This is a genomic window from Hoeflea ulvae, from assembly GCF_026619435.1.
GTDB classification, from domain to species: Bacteria; Pseudomonadota; Alphaproteobacteria; order Rhizobiales; family Rhizobiaceae; genus Hoeflea; species Hoeflea ulvae.
On record NZ_JAOVZQ010000001.1, the window covers coordinates 4621914 to 4637079 of the forward strand.

At 63.3% G+C, this 15166-nt stretch carries 16 protein-coding genes; 1 reads left to right on the plus strand and 15 read right to left on the minus strand.

Translation table 11 applies throughout. The annotated features are described in order from the left end of the window. Window positions 1–3 precede the first annotated feature (3 nt). The 6 genes from OEG82_RS21965 to OEG82_RS21990 form a co-directional block, all read right to left on the minus strand. Complete coding sequence (locus OEG82_RS21965; RefSeq protein WP_267614474.1) at window positions 4–642, minus strand: hypothetical protein; 639 nt, start codon at window positions 640–642, stop codon at window positions 4–6. Window positions 643–755: 113 nt separating this feature from the next. Further along, window positions 756–2039, minus strand: a complete 1284-nt coding sequence (locus tag OEG82_RS21970; protein ID WP_267614475.1) for an amidohydrolase family protein — start codon at window positions 2037–2039, stop codon at window positions 756–758. Then, window positions 2036–2977, minus strand: a complete 942-nt coding sequence (locus OEG82_RS21975) for an ABC transporter permease (protein ID WP_267615043.1) — start codon at window positions 2975–2977, stop codon at window positions 2036–2038. Before OEG82_RS21975 ends, OEG82_RS21970 begins: the two co-directional genes overlap by 4 nt. A gap of 235 nt (window positions 2978–3212) precedes the next feature. Continuing rightward, complete coding sequence (locus OEG82_RS21980; protein ID WP_267615044.1) at window positions 3213–4262, minus strand: ABC transporter permease; 1050 nt, start codon at window positions 4260–4262, stop codon at window positions 3213–3215. Further along, window positions 4252–5802 carry an ABC transporter ATP-binding protein gene (locus OEG82_RS21985; RefSeq protein WP_267614476.1) on the minus strand — a complete coding sequence of 517 codons (1551 nt, stop codon included), beginning with the start codon at window positions 5800–5802 and terminating at the stop codon, window positions 4252–4254. Before OEG82_RS21985 ends, OEG82_RS21980 begins: the two co-directional genes overlap by 11 nt. Next, window positions 5802–6839, minus strand: a complete 1038-nt coding sequence (locus OEG82_RS21990) for a BMP family protein (protein ID WP_267614477.1) — start codon at window positions 6837–6839, stop codon at window positions 5802–5804. The genes OEG82_RS21985 and OEG82_RS21990 overlap by 1 nt, the downstream gene beginning before the upstream one ends. A gap of 240 nt (window positions 6840–7079) precedes the next feature. On the opposite strand from OEG82_RS21990, the gene OEG82_RS21995 reads away from it, so the two are divergent. Further along, on the plus strand, window positions 7080–8240 hold the full coding sequence (locus OEG82_RS21995) for an acetate/propionate family kinase (RefSeq protein WP_267614478.1): 1161 nt from the start codon (window positions 7080–7082) through the stop codon (window positions 8238–8240). Window positions 8241–8247: 7 nt separating this feature from the next. Here the strand turns inward: OEG82_RS21995 and OEG82_RS22000 are convergent, their stop codons facing one another. The 9 genes from OEG82_RS22000 to OEG82_RS22040 are packed head-to-tail and all read right to left on the minus strand — an operon-like array spanning window position 8248 to window position 15145. Further along, complete coding sequence (locus OEG82_RS22000) at window positions 8248–8646, minus strand: CBS domain-containing protein (RefSeq protein WP_267614479.1); 399 nt, start codon at window positions 8644–8646, stop codon at window positions 8248–8250. Beyond that, window positions 8643–8807: a hypothetical protein gene (locus OEG82_RS22005; RefSeq protein WP_267615060.1), complete on the minus strand. Its 165-nt coding sequence runs from the start codon at window positions 8805–8807 to the stop codon at window positions 8643–8645. Before OEG82_RS22005 ends, OEG82_RS22000 begins: the two co-directional genes overlap by 4 nt. A 9-nt stretch (window positions 8808–8816) precedes the next feature. Beyond that, entirely contained in the window at window positions 8817–9782 is a 966-nt protein-coding gene (locus OEG82_RS22010) for an FAD:protein FMN transferase (protein ID WP_267614480.1), read from the minus strand. Window positions 9783–9785: 3 nt separating this feature from the next. Further along, on the minus strand, window positions 9786–11006 hold the full coding sequence (nqrF, locus tag OEG82_RS22015) for an NADH:ubiquinone reductase (Na(+)-transporting) subunit F (RefSeq protein ID WP_267614481.1): 1221 nt from the start codon (window positions 11004–11006) through the stop codon (window positions 9786–9788). Then, on the minus strand, window positions 11003–11602 hold the full coding sequence (nqrE, locus tag OEG82_RS22020) for an NADH:ubiquinone reductase (Na(+)-transporting) subunit E (protein ID WP_267614482.1): 600 nt from the start codon (window positions 11600–11602) through the stop codon (window positions 11003–11005). Before nqrE ends, nqrF begins: the two co-directional genes overlap by 4 nt. Beyond that, entirely contained in the window at window positions 11599–12252 is a 654-nt protein-coding gene (locus OEG82_RS22025) for an NADH:ubiquinone reductase (Na(+)-transporting) subunit D (RefSeq protein WP_267614484.1), read from the minus strand. Before OEG82_RS22025 ends, nqrE begins: the two co-directional genes overlap by 4 nt. 1 nt (window position 12253) lies before the next feature. Next, entirely contained in the window at window positions 12254–13051 is a 798-nt protein-coding gene (gene nqrC / locus OEG82_RS22030; protein ID WP_267614486.1) for an NADH:ubiquinone reductase (Na(+)-transporting) subunit C, read from the minus strand. After that, complete coding sequence (locus tag OEG82_RS22035; RefSeq protein ID WP_267614487.1) at window positions 13044–13862, minus strand: RnfABCDGE type electron transport complex subunit D; 819 nt, start codon at window positions 13860–13862, stop codon at window positions 13044–13046. Before OEG82_RS22035 ends, nqrC begins: the two co-directional genes overlap by 8 nt. Then, a complete protein-coding gene (locus tag OEG82_RS22040) occupies window positions 13859–15145 on the minus strand; it encodes a hypothetical protein (RefSeq protein ID WP_267614488.1) in 1287 nt (428 codons plus the stop codon). The genes OEG82_RS22035 and OEG82_RS22040 overlap by 4 nt, the downstream gene beginning before the upstream one ends. Between the last annotated feature and the right edge of the window lie 21 nt (window positions 15146–15166).

The following is a 15166-nucleotide window of genomic DNA, read 5'->3' on the forward strand; positions in this document are numbered from 1 at the left end:
GTGTTAGTGGCCGCCGGAACTTGCAGGCTCGGCGGCCTCTTCATGTCCTGTGGCAGCAACGGTCTTGGGATCCTCATCGACCACGTCGCCGTCACAGCCTTCGACCAGTTCGATCTCATGATTGATGGTTTCGAGTTCGGTCAGCCGCAAGTCGACCCGATCTCCGAAATACAGTCCCGTCTGGGTCGGAAGCGCATCGACATACCGCGCTTCCCAGGGTTTGCTGACGGCCGCTGTCTTGCCCGGATTTGGCGCATGCACGATCTCGACACCGATCGCCTGGCCGCGAAGCGCCGATCGCGCCGTCGGACCGCGGTGATCGGCAACCTGCACGATGACGAGATCAGGGTGCAATGTTTCAGCCAGATGGCGGGCGATGCGGACGCCGGTCTTGACCCGCGCCATCGGCTCAAGGTCATCGGTCGAGATCACGGCAATCAGCCGCTTTTCCTTGCCGCGCCGGAATTGCGACTGGTAGACGGTCTTGCAATGGCCGCCCACCTCTTCGCCGTAACCGGGCATCATGCTTGCCGGCGCGAAGACCAGCGCCGCCGTCCCCGAAACGCCGAGCACAAGCAGAAATCCGCCCGAAAGCAATGCCAGCTTTCGCGAAATTCGAAATGCCTGAAACATTCGGCTCATTGCCGCGGCCATGAAGTGGGGTACCTTTGCGCAAGACTCCTCCCCGCAGTTTACGCCCCACGCTCTTTCACAAATGTTAAGTCAGCCGCAATGACTTCCGCCGCGCCAGACCGTCATTCCGGAACGCGGAACCGGCGATCGATATCGCCTTCCCGTCCGGGGAGATGAAGCCGCATCGGCGAGCGCTCACGGCGGGCGATGACCTTGCCTCTTGCGATGACCAGCAGCCGGGTCGCCCGCAGCCGGATCGCCTCGATCGGATTGCCGGCATCCAGCACGACCAGGTCGGCGCGCTTGCCGACCTCCAGCCCATAGTCCTCGAGCCCCATGATCGCGGCACTTTGCGTGGTCACCATCTCGTAGCAGCGGCGCATGTCGGCCGGGCTTGTCATCTGCGCCACATGCAGGCCCATGAAGGCAACATCGAGCATGTCGGCGGTGCCCAGCGAATACCACGGGTCAAGCACGCAGTCCTGGCCGAAGCCGACGCGGATACCATGCTTGAGCATTTCCGGCACCCGGGTCATGCCGCGGCGCTTCGGATAGGTGTCGTGCCGGCCCTGCAGCGTGATGTTGATCAGCGGATTGGGGATCGCCGCCACCTCCGCTTCCGCAATCAGCGGCAGCAGCTTGGAGACGTAATAATTGTCCATCGAATGCATCGAGGTCAGATGCGATCCCGCCACCCGGCCCTGTAGCCCGAGCCGTTGCGTCTCATAGGCCAGTTGCTCGATATGCCGCGACAGCGGATCATCGGTCTCGTCGCAGTGCATGTCGACCATCAGCCCGCGCTGGGCCGCGATCTCGCAGAGCTCGGTGACCGAGGCACGGCCGTCGGCCATGGTGCGTTCGAAATGCGGGATGCCGCCAACCACGTCGACCCCGAGATCCAGTGCCCGGATGGTATTTTCGCGCGCCGTTGGCGAGCGGTAGAGCCCGTCCTGCGGGAACGCCACCAGTTGCAGGTCGATATAGTGGGAAATCTCCTGCTTGACCTCAAGCAGCGCCTCGACGGCGAGCAACCGGTCGTCGCAGACATCGACATGAGTGCGGATCGCCAGCAACCCCATTGACGCGGCCCAGTCACAATAGGTAAGCGCCCGTTCCTTCACCGCCTCATGGGTCAGAAGCGGCTTGAGTTCGCCCCACAGCCCGATCCCTTCCAGCAACGTTCCTGATGCATTGATCCGTGGAAGTCCGTAGGACAGCGTTGCATCCATGTGAAAATGCGGATCGACGAAAGGCGGCGACACCAGATTGCCGAAGATGTCGATGATCTCGCCGGCTTCCGCCTCAATCGCCGGAGCAATGGCCGCGATGCGCCCGTCTCGGATGGCGATGTCGGCGCTGGTGCCGTCGGGCAGAACCCCGCCCTTGAGCAAAGTGTCAAAACTCATCTCTCGCCTTTCTGATAGGGAATCATCAGTGCCTTGGGATAGGTCGCGCGGCGGGCCACGACGACCAGCGCCACAATCGACAGCACATAGGGCATCATCAGGAAAATCTGATAGGGAATCACCCCGCCGGTGATCTGCTGCAGCCGCACCTGATAGGCATCGAAGGCCGCAAACAGGATCGCGCCGATCAGCGCCTTGCCGGGCCGCCAGGAGCCGAACACCACCAGCGCGATGGCGATCCAGCCGCGGCCGTTGATCATTTCGAAGAAGAATGAATTGAACGCTGACATGGTCAGGAACGCGCCGCCGATCGCCATCAGTGCGGAACCGGCCATCACCGCACCGACGCGCACCGCGGTCACCGAAATGCCCTGCGCCTCCACCGCCGCCGGATTTTCACCCACCGCCCGCACCGCCACGCCGACCGGTGTGCGGTACAGCACAAAGGCGACAAGCGCGACGCTGAGATAGGCGAGATAGGTCAGAGGCGTCTGATTGAACAAGGCGGGGCCTAGCACCGGAATGTCCGACAGCACCGGCACCGCAAAAGGCTGGAACGGCTCGATCTTCGGCGGCGACGAGACTTCCGGCAACAGGATCCGGTAGGTGAAATAGGTAAGACTCGAGGCCAGCAGCGTGATCCCGATGCCGGTGACATGCTGCGACAGCCCCAGCGGCACGGTGAGAAAGCCGTGCAACAGCCCGAACATCGCCCCGGTCAGAGCCGCGACCAGCACCCCGGTCCACAGATCCCCGCCCATATAGACGGTGAACCAGCCCGAAAACGCGCCGGCCACCATGATGCCTTCGATGCCGAGATTGAGCACCCCGGCCCGCTCGCAGATCAGCTCGCCCATGGTGGCAAAGATCAGTGGCGAGGCGATGCGGATGGCGGCAACCCAGAAGCTGGCGGTGAACAGGATCTCGAAAGCTTCCATCATGGCCGGCCTCCATAACCTGGGAGGGCTACCCCCCTCTGTCGGCGATGCCGACATCTCCCCCGCAAGGGGGAGATTGGAAGCATGCTGACATGCCGCTCTTGTGCTCAAACCCTGCACCAGCGGTGGCCATTGGGCTGAGCGTAAATTGGCAATCGCCAAATCTCCCCCTTGCGGGGGAGATGTCACCAAAGGTGACAGAGGGGGTGCGCTACTGACAATCGATATCTCACATTCACCTCCAGCGCACGCGGTAGCGCATCAGCATGATCGCCGCGACCATGGTCAGCAGCGAAGTCGCGACCATGACCTGAGCGATGTAGCTGGGCACATTGGCGCTGCGGCTCATTGCGTCGGCGCCGACGAATATCCCGGCCACGAAGATCGCCGCGGCAATCACCCCGAGCGGGTTGAGCATCGCCAGCATCGCCACCACGATGCCGGTGTAGCCGTAGCCCGGTGACAGATCGAGCGTCAGATTGCCCTTGAGGCCGGCGACTTCGGAGAAGCCTGCCAGTGCCGCAAGTCCGCCCGACAGAAGCGCTGTCTTGGCAATCACCCGGTTGACCGGGATGCCGGCAAACCGCGCCGCTTCGACATTGTGCCCAACGGCGCGCATCTCGTAGCCAAGCGTGGTTTTCTTGATGATCACCCAGACCACGATGGCCGAAACGATGGCCAGCACAAAGCCGAAATGCAGCCGCTTGCCCTGGATCAGCCGCGGCAGTTGCGCTTCCGCAATCACCCGTTTCGACTGCGGCCAGCCGAGCCCCATCGGGTCCTTGAGTGGCCCCTCGAGCAGCATCGACACGAACAGCAGCACGATGAAATTCAAAAGCAGCGTGGTCACCACCTCGTCGACGCCGAAGCGGGTCTTGAGAATGGCAGGTCCGAGCAGGGTCAGGGCGCCGGTCAGCATGACGGCAACCATGATCAGCGGAATCAGCCCCGCTGAAGGAATTGTCACTGCACCGGTGCCAAGCACCACGGTCATCACCGCGCCGAGATAGAGCTGCGCCTCCGCCCCGATGTTCCACAGCCGCGCCCGGAAGGCGACAGCCACCGCCAGCCCGGTGAAGATCAGCGGCGTGGCGCGGGTCAGGGTTTCCAAGAGCGCAAACTGCGATCCGGCCGCACCCTTGGCCACCAGCCAGAACACCGTCAGCGGCGATGCGCCGGCGATCATCACCAGCACCGAGGAAAACAGCACCGTCGCCAGGATCGCGCTGGCCGGCCATAAAATAGTGGCGCCAAGCGACGTCGAAACTCTCGGCTCAAGCCGCATGATGCGCCCCCTCGTCCAGGCCATGCCCCGCCATCAGTTCTCCAAGCTCCATGACGCTGAGTTCACCCCGCAAGGAAGGTTTGGACAATTGTCCGCGGTGGATCACGACAATCCGGTCGGACAGCGTCTGGATTTCATCGAGATCCTCGGAAATCAGCAGCACCGCAGCACCTCTGTCACGCGCTTCGATCAGCCGCGCATGCACATAGGCCACTGCCCCGACATCCAGGCCGCGGGTCGGCTGGCTGGCCAGAATGATGTCAGGATCGCCATCCAGCGCCCGGCCTAAGATGAGCTTTTGCATATTGCCACCCGACAACAGCCGCACCCGCGCTTCCGGTGACGGGCATTTGACGTCATAGGCTTTGATGATGTCGCTGGCGAAAGAGGCTGCCGCCTTCCAGTCCAGAAAGCCGAACTTGGAAAACCGCGGACTGCGATAGGCTTCCGAGATCACGTTCTCGGCCACGCTCATGTCGCCGATCATGCCGGTCGCATGCCGGTCCTCGGGAATGCGGCCAAGTCCGCGATCAAGGGCTGCGCGCGGCGACCACTGAGTGGCTTTCTCACCATGCACAATGATATCGCCGTCGCGGGCCTCCAGCGTGCCGGCGATCAGCGCCGCAAGTGCGGCCTGGCCATTGCCGGAGATCCCGGCAAGTCCGGTGATCTCGCCGCCGGGCAATTGCATCGAGACCTGCCTGAGCGCCGCTCCGCCCAGCGTTGGCGTGGAGACACCCTTGAGTTCGAAAAGACAGGCGCCGGGCATCGAAGGCCCGATCTCGTTGACCGGCAATTGCCCGCCAACCATCAGCTCCGCCAGTTCCCGCCGTGTCGCGTCCGCGGTCCTGCGTTCGCCCGCAAGCTTGCCGCCACGCAACACCACCACGCGGTCGGAGACCGACTGAACTTCACCCAACTTGTGCGAGATGAAGATCACTGACAGCCCCGCCGCCACCAGCTTCTTCAGCGTGGCAAACAGCGCTTCGGTCTCCATCGGCGTCAGCACCGCCGTCGGCTCGTCCAGAATGAGAATGCGCGCCTCGCGGTAGAGCGCCTTGAGGATTTCGACCCGCTGCCTTTCGCCGACCGAAAGCTCTGAGATCATCCGGTCCGGATCGACCTCAAGACCATAATCGGTGGCAAGCGTCCGGATCCTGGCGCGCGCCCGCGCCTTGCCGAGATTGAACGACCACAATGGCTGTGTTCCGAGCACGATGTTTTCCAGCACCGTCATCTGGTCGGCAAGGGTGAAATGCTGATGCACCATGCCGATGCCAGCAGCCAGCGCGGCATTCGGATCACCCGGAGGCAGAGCCTTGCCAAAAACCTCGATACTGCCCTCGTCGGCGGTGTAATGGCCGAACAGGATGTTCATCAGCGTGGTCTTGCCGGCGCCGTTTTCGCCAAGCAGCGCCACCACCTCGCCGCGCTTCAGCGACAGCGAGATGGCGTCATTGGCGATCAGCGCGCCAAAGCGTTTGGTGATGCCCGCAAGGCGGAGAACAGGCTCCGCCTCCGGGCGTTCGCTCGGGTCCATCAGTTGGACTTGGGCTCTTCGTCGTTGACCTCGACCACGAAATCGCCAGCCTTGATTGCGGCTTCCCGCTCCATCACCAGCTTCATCGCCTCTTCGGGAACCTTGCCCTCGAACGTGCCAAGCGGAGCCAGCGAATTGCCGCCTTCTTTCATGTAGGAAAAGAGCCCGTAATTGTCAGCCTTGAAGGTGCCTGCCTTGACCATCTCGATGGCGTGATCGAGCGTCGGCTCGAAATGCCAAAGTGCCGAAGCCACCACGGTGTCGGGATAATCAGACTGGGTGTCGATCACATTGCCGATCGCCAGCACGCCCTTTTCCTTGGCCGCATCGGAGACGCCAAACCGCTCCGCGTACAAAATATCGGCGCCGCCATCAATCTGGGCGAAAGCGGTTTCCTTGGCCTTGGGCGGATCGAACCAGGAGCCGATGAAGGCCACCTGGAACTTCGCGTCAGGTGCGGTTTCCTTCACCCCGGCCATGAAGGCATGCATCAGCCGGTTGACTTCCGGAATCGGGAAACCACCGACCATGCCGATATTCTTGGTCTTGGTCATCGCGCCGGCAATGATGCCGGACAGGTAGGACGAATCCTGAATGTAGTTGTCGAACACGGCAAAATTCGGCGCGTCATCCTTGGGCAGGAAGCTCGATCCCATCAGATAGGCGGTCTCGGGATAGTCCGCTGCCACCTGGCGCGCCGCGTCCTCGACCGCGAAGACCTCGCCGATGATCAGGTCATGGCCGGCCTCGGAATATTCGCGCATGACGCGCTCATAGTCGTTGTTGGAGGTGTTCTCCGAAAACACATATTCGATATCGCCGCGCGCAACGGCGGCATTGGCGGCCTTGTGAATGCGGCTCACCCATTGCTGCTCGACCGGCACGGTGTAGATCGCCGCCACTTTCAGCGGTCCTTCGGCGCGGGCCCTGGTGAGAAAACCGGGCATCAGCAAGGCTGCGGCAGTGGCCGCCGTACCGGCAAGCACCTGTCTCCGGCTAAGCAAATTTGGGCGAACTGAGGAAGTCACTTTGGTCATGGCTAACGCTCCTGTTGGAAAAATTATGAACTGATCCCGATATTATTTTTACCAAAAGATAAAACGCGCGCCCGGCCTTGGCAACTGCTCATGCAGCCCTGTGCACAATCGCCGGGCCCAGCAAAGAAACAGCCATGCCAAAATCGCCACATCCACCAGACCAGCGGCAAAATGGGGTTGCACATCAGCCGCATTCCGGCACAACAGACCAGTAGACAGCACAGGAAGGATGAGGCCCGAATGTCCGATACCGCGCACCATAATCTGCTGGCGCTCAATTGCGGCTCGTCCTCGATCAAGTTCGCGCTGTTTGACACAAAATTCGTGCGCAGCTTTTCCGGACTGGTCGAAGCGATCGGTCACGGCCAGACGCCACAGCTGAAAACTTCCGACGGCGAGGCCCGTCAATTCGGCGGGTCGGATCAGGGACACGCCGATGTCCTGCCGAAGCTGATCCGCGACATCATTCTTCCCCGCGCCGGCGTGATCTCGGGCGTCGGCCACCGGGTCGTTCACGGCGGCGAACGCTTTGTCGCGCCGGTCCTTGTCGACGCTTCCGCACGCGCCGGAATTGCTGAGCTGACGCCGCTGGCGCCCGGACATCAGCCGCACAATCTGGCAGGCATCGACGCCGCCACGCTGGCCCTGCCCGGCACGCCCCAGATCGCCTGTTTCGACACCGCCTTCCATGCCGGGGTGCCGACCGTGCGCCGCGAGATGCCCCTGCCGCGCAGCTATGCCCGCGAGGGGCTGATCCGTTACGGCTTTCACGGCATTTCCTATGAACACATCGCGGCCCGGCTGCCGGATCTGGGCGTTTCCGGCAGCCGGGTGATCGCCTGCCATCTCGGCAATGGCTGCTCGGTCTGCGGCCTCATGGACGGAACGAGTGCCTGGACATCGATGGGCTACACCCCGCTCGACGGACTGATGATGGGGCAGCGTCCGGGACGGCTTGATCCCGGCGCGGTGCTCTGGCTGGTGGACCACCATGATGGCGACATCGCCGCCGTCAACAAGCTCCTCTATCACCAGAGCGGCCTCTCGGGCGTTTCCGGCCTGTCGGGCGACATGCGCACATTGCTGGCCAGTGACCTACCCGATGCCGCTTTTGCCATCGAGATGTATGTCGACCGGCTGGTGCAGGAAATCGGCGCGGCGGCGGCGAGCCTTGGCGGTGTCGATGCGCTGGTCTTCTCCGGCGGTGTCGGCGAGAACGCGGCACCGATCCGCTCCATGACCATGCAGAAGCTGGACTGGCTCGGGTTCAGGCTTGATGCCACCGCAAATGCGGCCGGCGCAGAACGCTTGACGACGGCCGACAGTGCCCGGCACGCCTATATCGTTGAAGCCGACGAGGAAGCTGTCATCGCACGCGCCGTCGCCCGCCTGATCGGCTGATCGCTGATTATTGCCAGTTGCCGGCCAGGGCTTTGAGCAGATCCGAGCGGCTGATCTGGCCGACCAGGCGGCCTTCCGACATCACCGGAAAGCGCCGGAACGAACTTGCCAGAAACGCTTCCGCCGCCTCGACAAGATCAAGCTCCGCATCAAGCGTCTGAACATTGACGGACATGTATTTGGCGACCGTATCGCCCCATTCCCGGTAGTAGCTGGCATGCAATGCTGCCTTGAGGCAGTCCTTCTGCGACAGCATGCCGACCAGGTTCCCGGCCGCATCCAGCACCGGCGCGCCGGAAATGTGATTGTCGATCAGCAGGTGCATGGCGCGGTTGATTTCCATGTCGGGCGTCAAGGTGACCAGTTCACGGCTCATATAGGTCCGGATCTGCGGCCGCGCACTCATGATTTACCGCCCTTGCGGCAGCCGCTGCAGGACAAACCGGTGGCGCAGGCCAGTCCGCCACAGGAGCCCTTCAGCGGCGCCCGTCCGAAAATCACCCCCAGCGCCAGTCCGAGCACCGACAGCAGCATCAGTCCAAATGCGAGCAGAAATGTCTCCATCACCTGTTCCTCCTATGCGCTGACGTGGTCGGCAAAACTGCCGGTCATGATCTCATGGCTGCCGCCCTCATCGAGCCGCACAAACAGGGCCGCAATCGAATGGGTCTCGGCAAAGGCCGCACCTCGGTCCATGCCCATCACCATCAGTGCTGTAGCCAGGCCGTCGGCGCGCATGGCGCTCTCTGCCAGCACCGACACCGACGCCGGCATTGCATCCACCGGGCGGCTGGTGCGCGGGTCAATCAGGTGGCTGATGCCGCCCTGCCCCAGCCTGACATTCTGCCGGCCCGTGCCGGATGTCGCCAGCGCCAGCAGACCCGGTGCAACAATATGCGCCATGACACCGGGCGCAGCATCGGGCCGTTCGATGCCGACCTGCCAGGGCCTTCCCTCCGGATGACGCCCCAGCGTGCGCACCTCGCCGCCAAGCTCGACCAGCGCTGTGTCCACGCCAACCGAGGGCAAGCCGTCGATGATCCGGTCCAGCGCATAGCCCTTGGCAATGCCGCACAGATCCAGCGTCAGACCCGGCGCCGCCTTGCACAACGCCCCGGCAGAGACCGACAGATCTTCCGGACGCGCCTGTGCGCCGTGGATGGGTCCGAAACCGAAACGATTGACCAGCGGACCGATGGTCGGATCAAAAGCGCCTTGCGTAAACTGCGACATCTGCAGCGCATGCTCAGCGACAGTGGCAAGCGGAGCGGAACAGTTTTGCCAATCCAGCGTATCGGTGCGATTGAAAACAGCCAGTTCAGACTGGGCGAGATAGGGCGACATCGCCTGATTGATTTCGGCGACAACCGAAGCCACCAACTGGCGCACCGCATCTGACCTGCCTGCGTCCGGCAAGCCCGCGCGCCATGTGCTGCCGAAGGCCGCGCCGTCAATGGCAATGGTGCCGGCCATGGCCGGGCCGATCCCGCAGGCCAGAGCGCCCGCGGTCGAAACCAGAAAATTGCGTCGCGTCATCTTCATGGGTCAGACTCCGAAATCATCTGAGAAGATGTGGGAAGGGTCCACACCGGCATCATCGAGCATCGCCAGCACCGCGCGGATCATCATCGGGGGACCGCAGAGATAATACTCGCAAGTCTCCGGCGCCGGGTGATCCCGCAAATAATTCTCCCAGGCCACCATATGCACGAATCCCGTTGCGCCCTGCCAATCGTCTTCGGGACGCGGGTCCGACAGGGCCACGGTCCAGTCAAAATTCGGATGCCTGGCCGCCAGCGCATCGAACTCGTTCTGGTAAGGCAGATCCGCCTTGTTGCGCGCGCCATACCAATAGCTGATGCGGCGTTTGGAGCCCAACCGCTCGAGCTGGTCGAAAATGATCGCCCGCAGCGGCGCCATGCCGACCCCGCCCCCGATGAACACCATCTCGGCCTCGCCGGGCTGGGCCCGGAAACTTCCGAACGGTCCGGATGTGTCGACCTGATCGCCGGGTTTGAGAGCAAACAGCCAGGACGAGACCACGCCCGGCATCGCCTCCGGCACCGACGGCGGCGGCAAAGCCAGCCGGATATTGAGCACGATCCGGCCCGCTTCCGTGTCTTGCGGCCGGTTCGACACAGAGTAAGCCCGCGTCACCGGATCGGCTGATGAGACCTGAAGCCTGAGCAAATTCTGCCAGACATCGGCGTGCTCTGGCGGAACCTCGATATCGGCATAGCCGAGCTCGAACGCCGGCGCGGTGACCTGAACAAAGGAGCCTGCTTCGATATCGGCCTTCATGCCCTCGGGCTGGTGCAGGACGATCTCGCGGATCAGCGGCGTCAGCGCCCGCACACTCTCGACCGTGCAGATGAAGCTTTCCGCCGACAGAAGATCGGTGTCGACCTCGACTTCCATGTCGCCGCGCAGCACCACCTGGCAGGCGAGATGAACCTGATCGCGCAGATCGGCCTTGGTCAGCCGCGCGGCTTCCGTCGGCAGCGGCGCTGCGCCACCCTTGAGGATCTTCACCCGGCACAGGCCGCAAGTGCCTGCGCCGGCGCAAGCGGACGGCACCAGAATGCCGTGCTCGTGAAGCGCCGCCAGCAGTTTGACCCCGGTGCGGGTTTCGAATTGGCTCGACCCGTTGACGGTCAGGGATGCAGGCCGCGACGGCGACAGGATCGAGCGCGCGCCCATCACGGTGATTGCCAGCACAAGAACGATCACTGTCAGCAGAGCGATGCCCAGAACAATCTCGGTCATGGCGTCACCAGCGAGAAGGCGGAAAAGCCGAGTGACATCAGCCCGGTGACGATGAAGGCACTGGCAAGCCCCTCGACGCCCCTGGGCATGTCACTGTATTTGAGCCGTTCGCGGATGGCGGCAAAGGTGATGATCGCCAGCGCCCAGCCGACGCCGCTGCCGATGCCGTAGGTGACGGATTCTGCGAAATCATATTGCCGCTCGACCATGAAAAGGCTGCCGCCGAGAATGGCGCAATTGACGGTGATCAGCGGCAGGAAGATTCCGAGCGCGCGGTAGAGCCGCGGCGCGAAGCGGTCGAGGATCATTTCAAGGATCTGCACCATGGCCGCAATCACGCCGATGAAACTGACCAGCTTGAGGAAGGTCAGATCGACGTCCGGCAATCCGGCCCAGGCCCAGGCGCCTTCGAGCAGCAGCAGATTGAAGATCAGGTAATTCACCGGAACCGTGATCGCCTGCACCACGATGACCGCCAGCCCCAGACCGAGCGCGGTATCGACCCGTTTGGACACGGCGAGAAAGGTGCACATGCCGAGGAAGAAGGACAGCGCCAGGTTTTCCTGGAAAATGGATTTGATCAGCAGTTCGATCATGACCGGCCATCCTCCGGCGATTGCAGCCGGAATTCGGGCTGTTCCACCTGTTCGGGACGCAGCACCCGCACCAGCCAGACCAGCAGGCCGAGAATGAAGAATGCGCTTGGCGCCAGTTGCATCAGCCCGAGCGGCTGAAACCAGCCACCATCGGCCACCGTGGTGACCATCGGCACACCCATCAGCGAACCGGTTCCCAGAAATTCCCGCAGCGCCCCGACAATCAGCAGCACCAGGCTGTAGCCGAGCCCGTTGCCGAGCCCGTCCAGCACGCTCGGGAACACCGGGTTGCGCATGGCGAAGGCTTCGGCCCGGCCGAGCACCAGGCAATTGGTCACGATCAGGCCGACAAAAATCGACAGCCGCTTGCTCATCTCATACATGAATGCCTGCATGAACTGATCGATGACGATGACGATCGATGCGACGATGGTGATCTGGATGATCAGCCGGATCGACGGCGGAATGTGATGCCGTATCAGGCTGATCATCCCGTTCGACAGCACCAGCACCACGGTCAGCGCCACCGACATGGTCAGCGCCGTCGACAAGTTGGTAGTCACCGCCAGCGCCGAGCAGATGCCCAGGATCTGCAGGGTAATCGGGTTGTTGCCGATCAGGGGGGCGGTGAGATGGTGTTTGAGCGACATCCTAAAGCCCTTCCTGCCTGAGCCGGGTCAGAAACGGGCCGAACCCCATGTCTCCCAGCCAGAAATGCAAAAGATTGGTGACCCCGTTGCTGGTATAGGTGGCCCCGGAAATGCCATCGACCTCGTAGGGCGTAGAAGCCTCTCCGCGTACAAGTTCGATGCGGATGGTGCCGGTTTCATCGGCGATTTTCTTGCCCGGCCACTGCGCCAGCCATTCCGGTTCTTCGATGCGCGCGCCAAAGCCGGGTGTGTCGCCTTGCTCGATGATTGCCAGCGCGGCAATGGTGACGAGATCGGCTTCGATCGCCAGCGCGGCACGAAGCGTCGATTGATAGCCGGCGCCGTAGACTGGCAGCACGATCAGCTTGAGATCGCCGTCCTTTTGCAGGAGATAGATCGGGGACTGATTGGCGCGCCGCTTGATCCCGGCGATGTCGACATCCGCCGGAAGGGCGATGCTGGCTTCCGGATCCTGCAATGCGGCTTCGAGATCGAAGGCTGCCGGATCCTCCGCATCGGAGAAACTGCCGTCGTCAAGATTGACCAGCCGGGTTTCCAGCGTGTCGACACCCGTCTCCATCATCAGGTCGCGCATGCCCGGCAAGGTGTCGAGCATCTTGTCCATCCGGGCCTGCTGTTCGGCGGCGCGATTGGCGTCCTGATAGGGCTTGAGCATGACCGAGGTCACGGACACGGCGGCCGACGAGACCAGCGCAACCAGCACCGCCATGCCGATGATCTTGACCAGGTCATCATTGGAGCGGGCAAAGAAGCTGCGAAGTGGGGATGGTCTAGCCATGCGCCTGCCTCCGTCGCCGGACGATCACCGCAACGGCGGCGTGATCGATCAGCGGAGCGAACAGGCTCGCCAGCAGCGAGGCAAAGACGATCGCCGCCGGCGCCACCGCCGGTCCGGCCACGCTGTCAAACACCAGGATCAGCAAGCCGGCCAGCGCGCCATACACCCAGCGGCCGAGTTGGGTCGAGGCCGCGGCCACCGGGTCGCCAATCAGAAACACGAGGCCGAACGCCACGGCGGTTCCGGTCTCGAGAAGTCCGCCGGTTTGGCCCTGCACAAACCCGGCCACGGCCAGAACGCCAAGGGCTGCGACCAGAACCCGCCACGAGACCAGGCCTGCCGCCAAGAGCAGGATTGCGCCGGGCAGCGTCGCCAGCGCCAGGGCCTGGCTGCTGCCGGAGAGTTGGGCGCCGGAGAACGAAAACACCAGGAAACCCGCCGCCGCCGCTGCCGCCGGCACGATGCCGTAGCCGCGGCCGCCGAACACCAGTTCACCGAAGACCATGCCGAAACTTGCCGCCAACCCCACCTGCCACAGCGGCAGTGTCGAGGGGATCAGCACGGTGATGATCAGGGCCGTTGTCAGCGAATGCCAGCTTGGCGACCGTCCGCGGATCAGGGCGAAGGCCATGTCCCAGACAAGACTGGTTACCAGCGCGGTCACCAGCACCGCGGCCATCGCTGTTCCCTGTTCCACCAGCCTCACCACAACCGGCGCGGCAAGCGCCAACATCTGCGCCAGCGTCACCCGCGCCGGGGTCCAGCCGGAATGCTGGCGCATGCGGTGGGGATCAAGCCGCCAATCGGTCATGCGTCCTCCGCCAGTTCATCAAGCACGTGACGCAGCATACGGCCGTAATCAGCGCCGCTGGTGCACACAAGCGATACGGCGGCGAGATCTTCCTCCAGCATTTCCAGACACCCCAGGCGGCTGGCGGTTTCCGCATCGCCAACGCTCAAAGCGCGCAGGAACGGCACTGCAGGCGTGTCAAAGCCAAGCATGGTTTCAAGCGCCGACGTCGGCACGATCGGCCCCGGGCGCGAGGACGGTTTTCGCAACTTCGCCAACCATCCCGTTCCGGGCTCAGGCTTCTGCGCGGCTCTGTCATCGAGCAGCGTGACCTGCTGGTGATAACGGCCCAGCCATGCCGCAGGCCGGCCGGTCAGCGCCGACCCGGACACCACGCTCACGGCCGAACCATCCCGGCCCGGCAGGATGTCGTCACTGATCAGATCCTGCAGATTTGCGCCGATGCTGGTCCGGATCAGGCGCGGATGTCTGGCGCGCGGTCCGCTCAACGAGACGACCCGGCTGAAATCCGCAATGCCGGTCTCGATCAAGCTGCCGATCGCCACGACATCCTGATAGCCAATGCTCCACACCATTGTCCGGGCGCCAACCGGATGCAGTCGGTGAATATGGCTGCCGGCCAGGCCCGAGGCGTGACCGGCAGGAAAGAACGATCCGCGAATCCGCTCGCCGAGTCCCGCCGCGATATCGGTGCCGCTGTTCTGGCAGGCATAAACGGGGCCCGCCGTCAGCAGCGCCAAGGCCTTCAGCCCGGCGCGGAATTGCTCGTGCCGCCCCTCAAGCACCACTCGCGGGTCGGGAGCATGCGGCCCCTCCGCTGTCGCCGTGACAAAAATGGCATCCGGCGTCACATCAGGCGCAGGAGTGCGACCGAACGGGCGCGTCAGAAAGCTGGGCCACAGGCCCTGCGCCAGAAGCATCGTGCGCAGTTCCGCCGCGGTCGACGCCGCCACGCGCTGCGGCGCGGGCGCGTCCGGTTCCGGTTCCACGCGGATCACCAGGGCAGACAGGCTGCGCCTCGGCCCCAGCGTGATCGAGTCGACGAGGCCGGACAGCGGCGCAACGAAATTGATTTCAGGATGGGCGCGATCGCAAAACAGCGGCTGGCCGCGGCTGATCCGGTCGCCCTCAGCGCAGGTGAATTTCGGCCGCAGCCCCGGCAGGTCCGCACCGAGCAGGGCAATCCGCTCGACCGGTGCGCCGTTGTCGATCACCTGTTCCGGCGGCGCGCTTTGGTCAGTTTTGAACCCAGGCAACACTGCGCACACCACCTTATCTTCCAAGATTGACCATTGCACCGACCA

Excerpts from the sequence above, each read along its gene's own strand:
- OEG82_RS22000 (WP_267614479.1), bottom strand. The coding sequence starts at position 8,646 with ATGAGTGCGCGGCCGCAGATCCGGACCTATATGAGCCGTGAACTGGTC.
- OEG82_RS21985 (WP_267614476.1), bottom strand. The coding sequence starts at position 5,802 with ATGGACCCGAGCGAACGCCCGGAGGCGGAGCCTGTTCTCCGCCTTGCG.
- OEG82_RS21995 (WP_267614478.1), top strand. The coding sequence starts at position 7,080 with ATGTCCGATACCGCGCACCATAATCTGCTGGCGCTCAATTGCGGCTCG.
- OEG82_RS21980 (WP_267615044.1), bottom strand. The coding sequence starts at position 4,262 with ATGCGGCTTGAGCCGAGAGTTTCGACGTCGCTTGGCGCCACTATTTTA.
- nqrC (WP_267614486.1), bottom strand. The coding sequence starts at position 13,051 with ATGGCTAGACCATCCCCACTTCGCAGCTTCTTTGCCCGCTCCAATGAT.
- OEG82_RS21975 (WP_267615043.1), bottom strand. The coding sequence starts at position 2,977 with ATGGAAGCTTTCGAGATCCTGTTCACCGCCAGCTTCTGGGTTGCCGCC.
- OEG82_RS22025 (WP_267614484.1), bottom strand. The coding sequence starts at position 12,252 with ATGTCGCTCAAACACCATCTCACCGCCCCCCTGATCGGCAACAACCCG.
- nqrE (WP_267614482.1), bottom strand. The coding sequence starts at position 11,602 with ATGATCGAACTGCTGATCAAATCCATTTTCCAGGAAAACCTGGCGCTG.
- OEG82_RS22035 (WP_267614487.1), bottom strand. The coding sequence starts at position 13,862 with ATGACCGATTGGCGGCTTGATCCCCACCGCATGCGCCAGCATTCCGGC.
- OEG82_RS21965 (WP_267614474.1), bottom strand. The coding sequence starts at position 642 with ATGAGCCGAATGTTTCAGGCATTTCGAATTTCGCGAAAGCTGGCATTG.
- OEG82_RS21970 (WP_267614475.1), bottom strand. The coding sequence starts at position 2,039 with ATGAGTTTTGACACTTTGCTCAAGGGCGGGGTTCTGCCCGACGGCACC.
- nqrF (WP_267614481.1), bottom strand. The coding sequence starts at position 11,006 with ATGACCGAGATTGTTCTGGGCATCGCTCTGCTGACAGTGATCGTTCTT.
- OEG82_RS22010 (WP_267614480.1), bottom strand. The coding sequence starts at position 9,782 with ATGAAGATGACGCGACGCAATTTTCTGGTTTCGACCGCGGGCGCTCTG.
- OEG82_RS21990 (WP_267614477.1), bottom strand. The coding sequence starts at position 6,839 with ATGACCAAAGTGACTTCCTCAGTTCGCCCAAATTTGCTTAGCCGGAGA.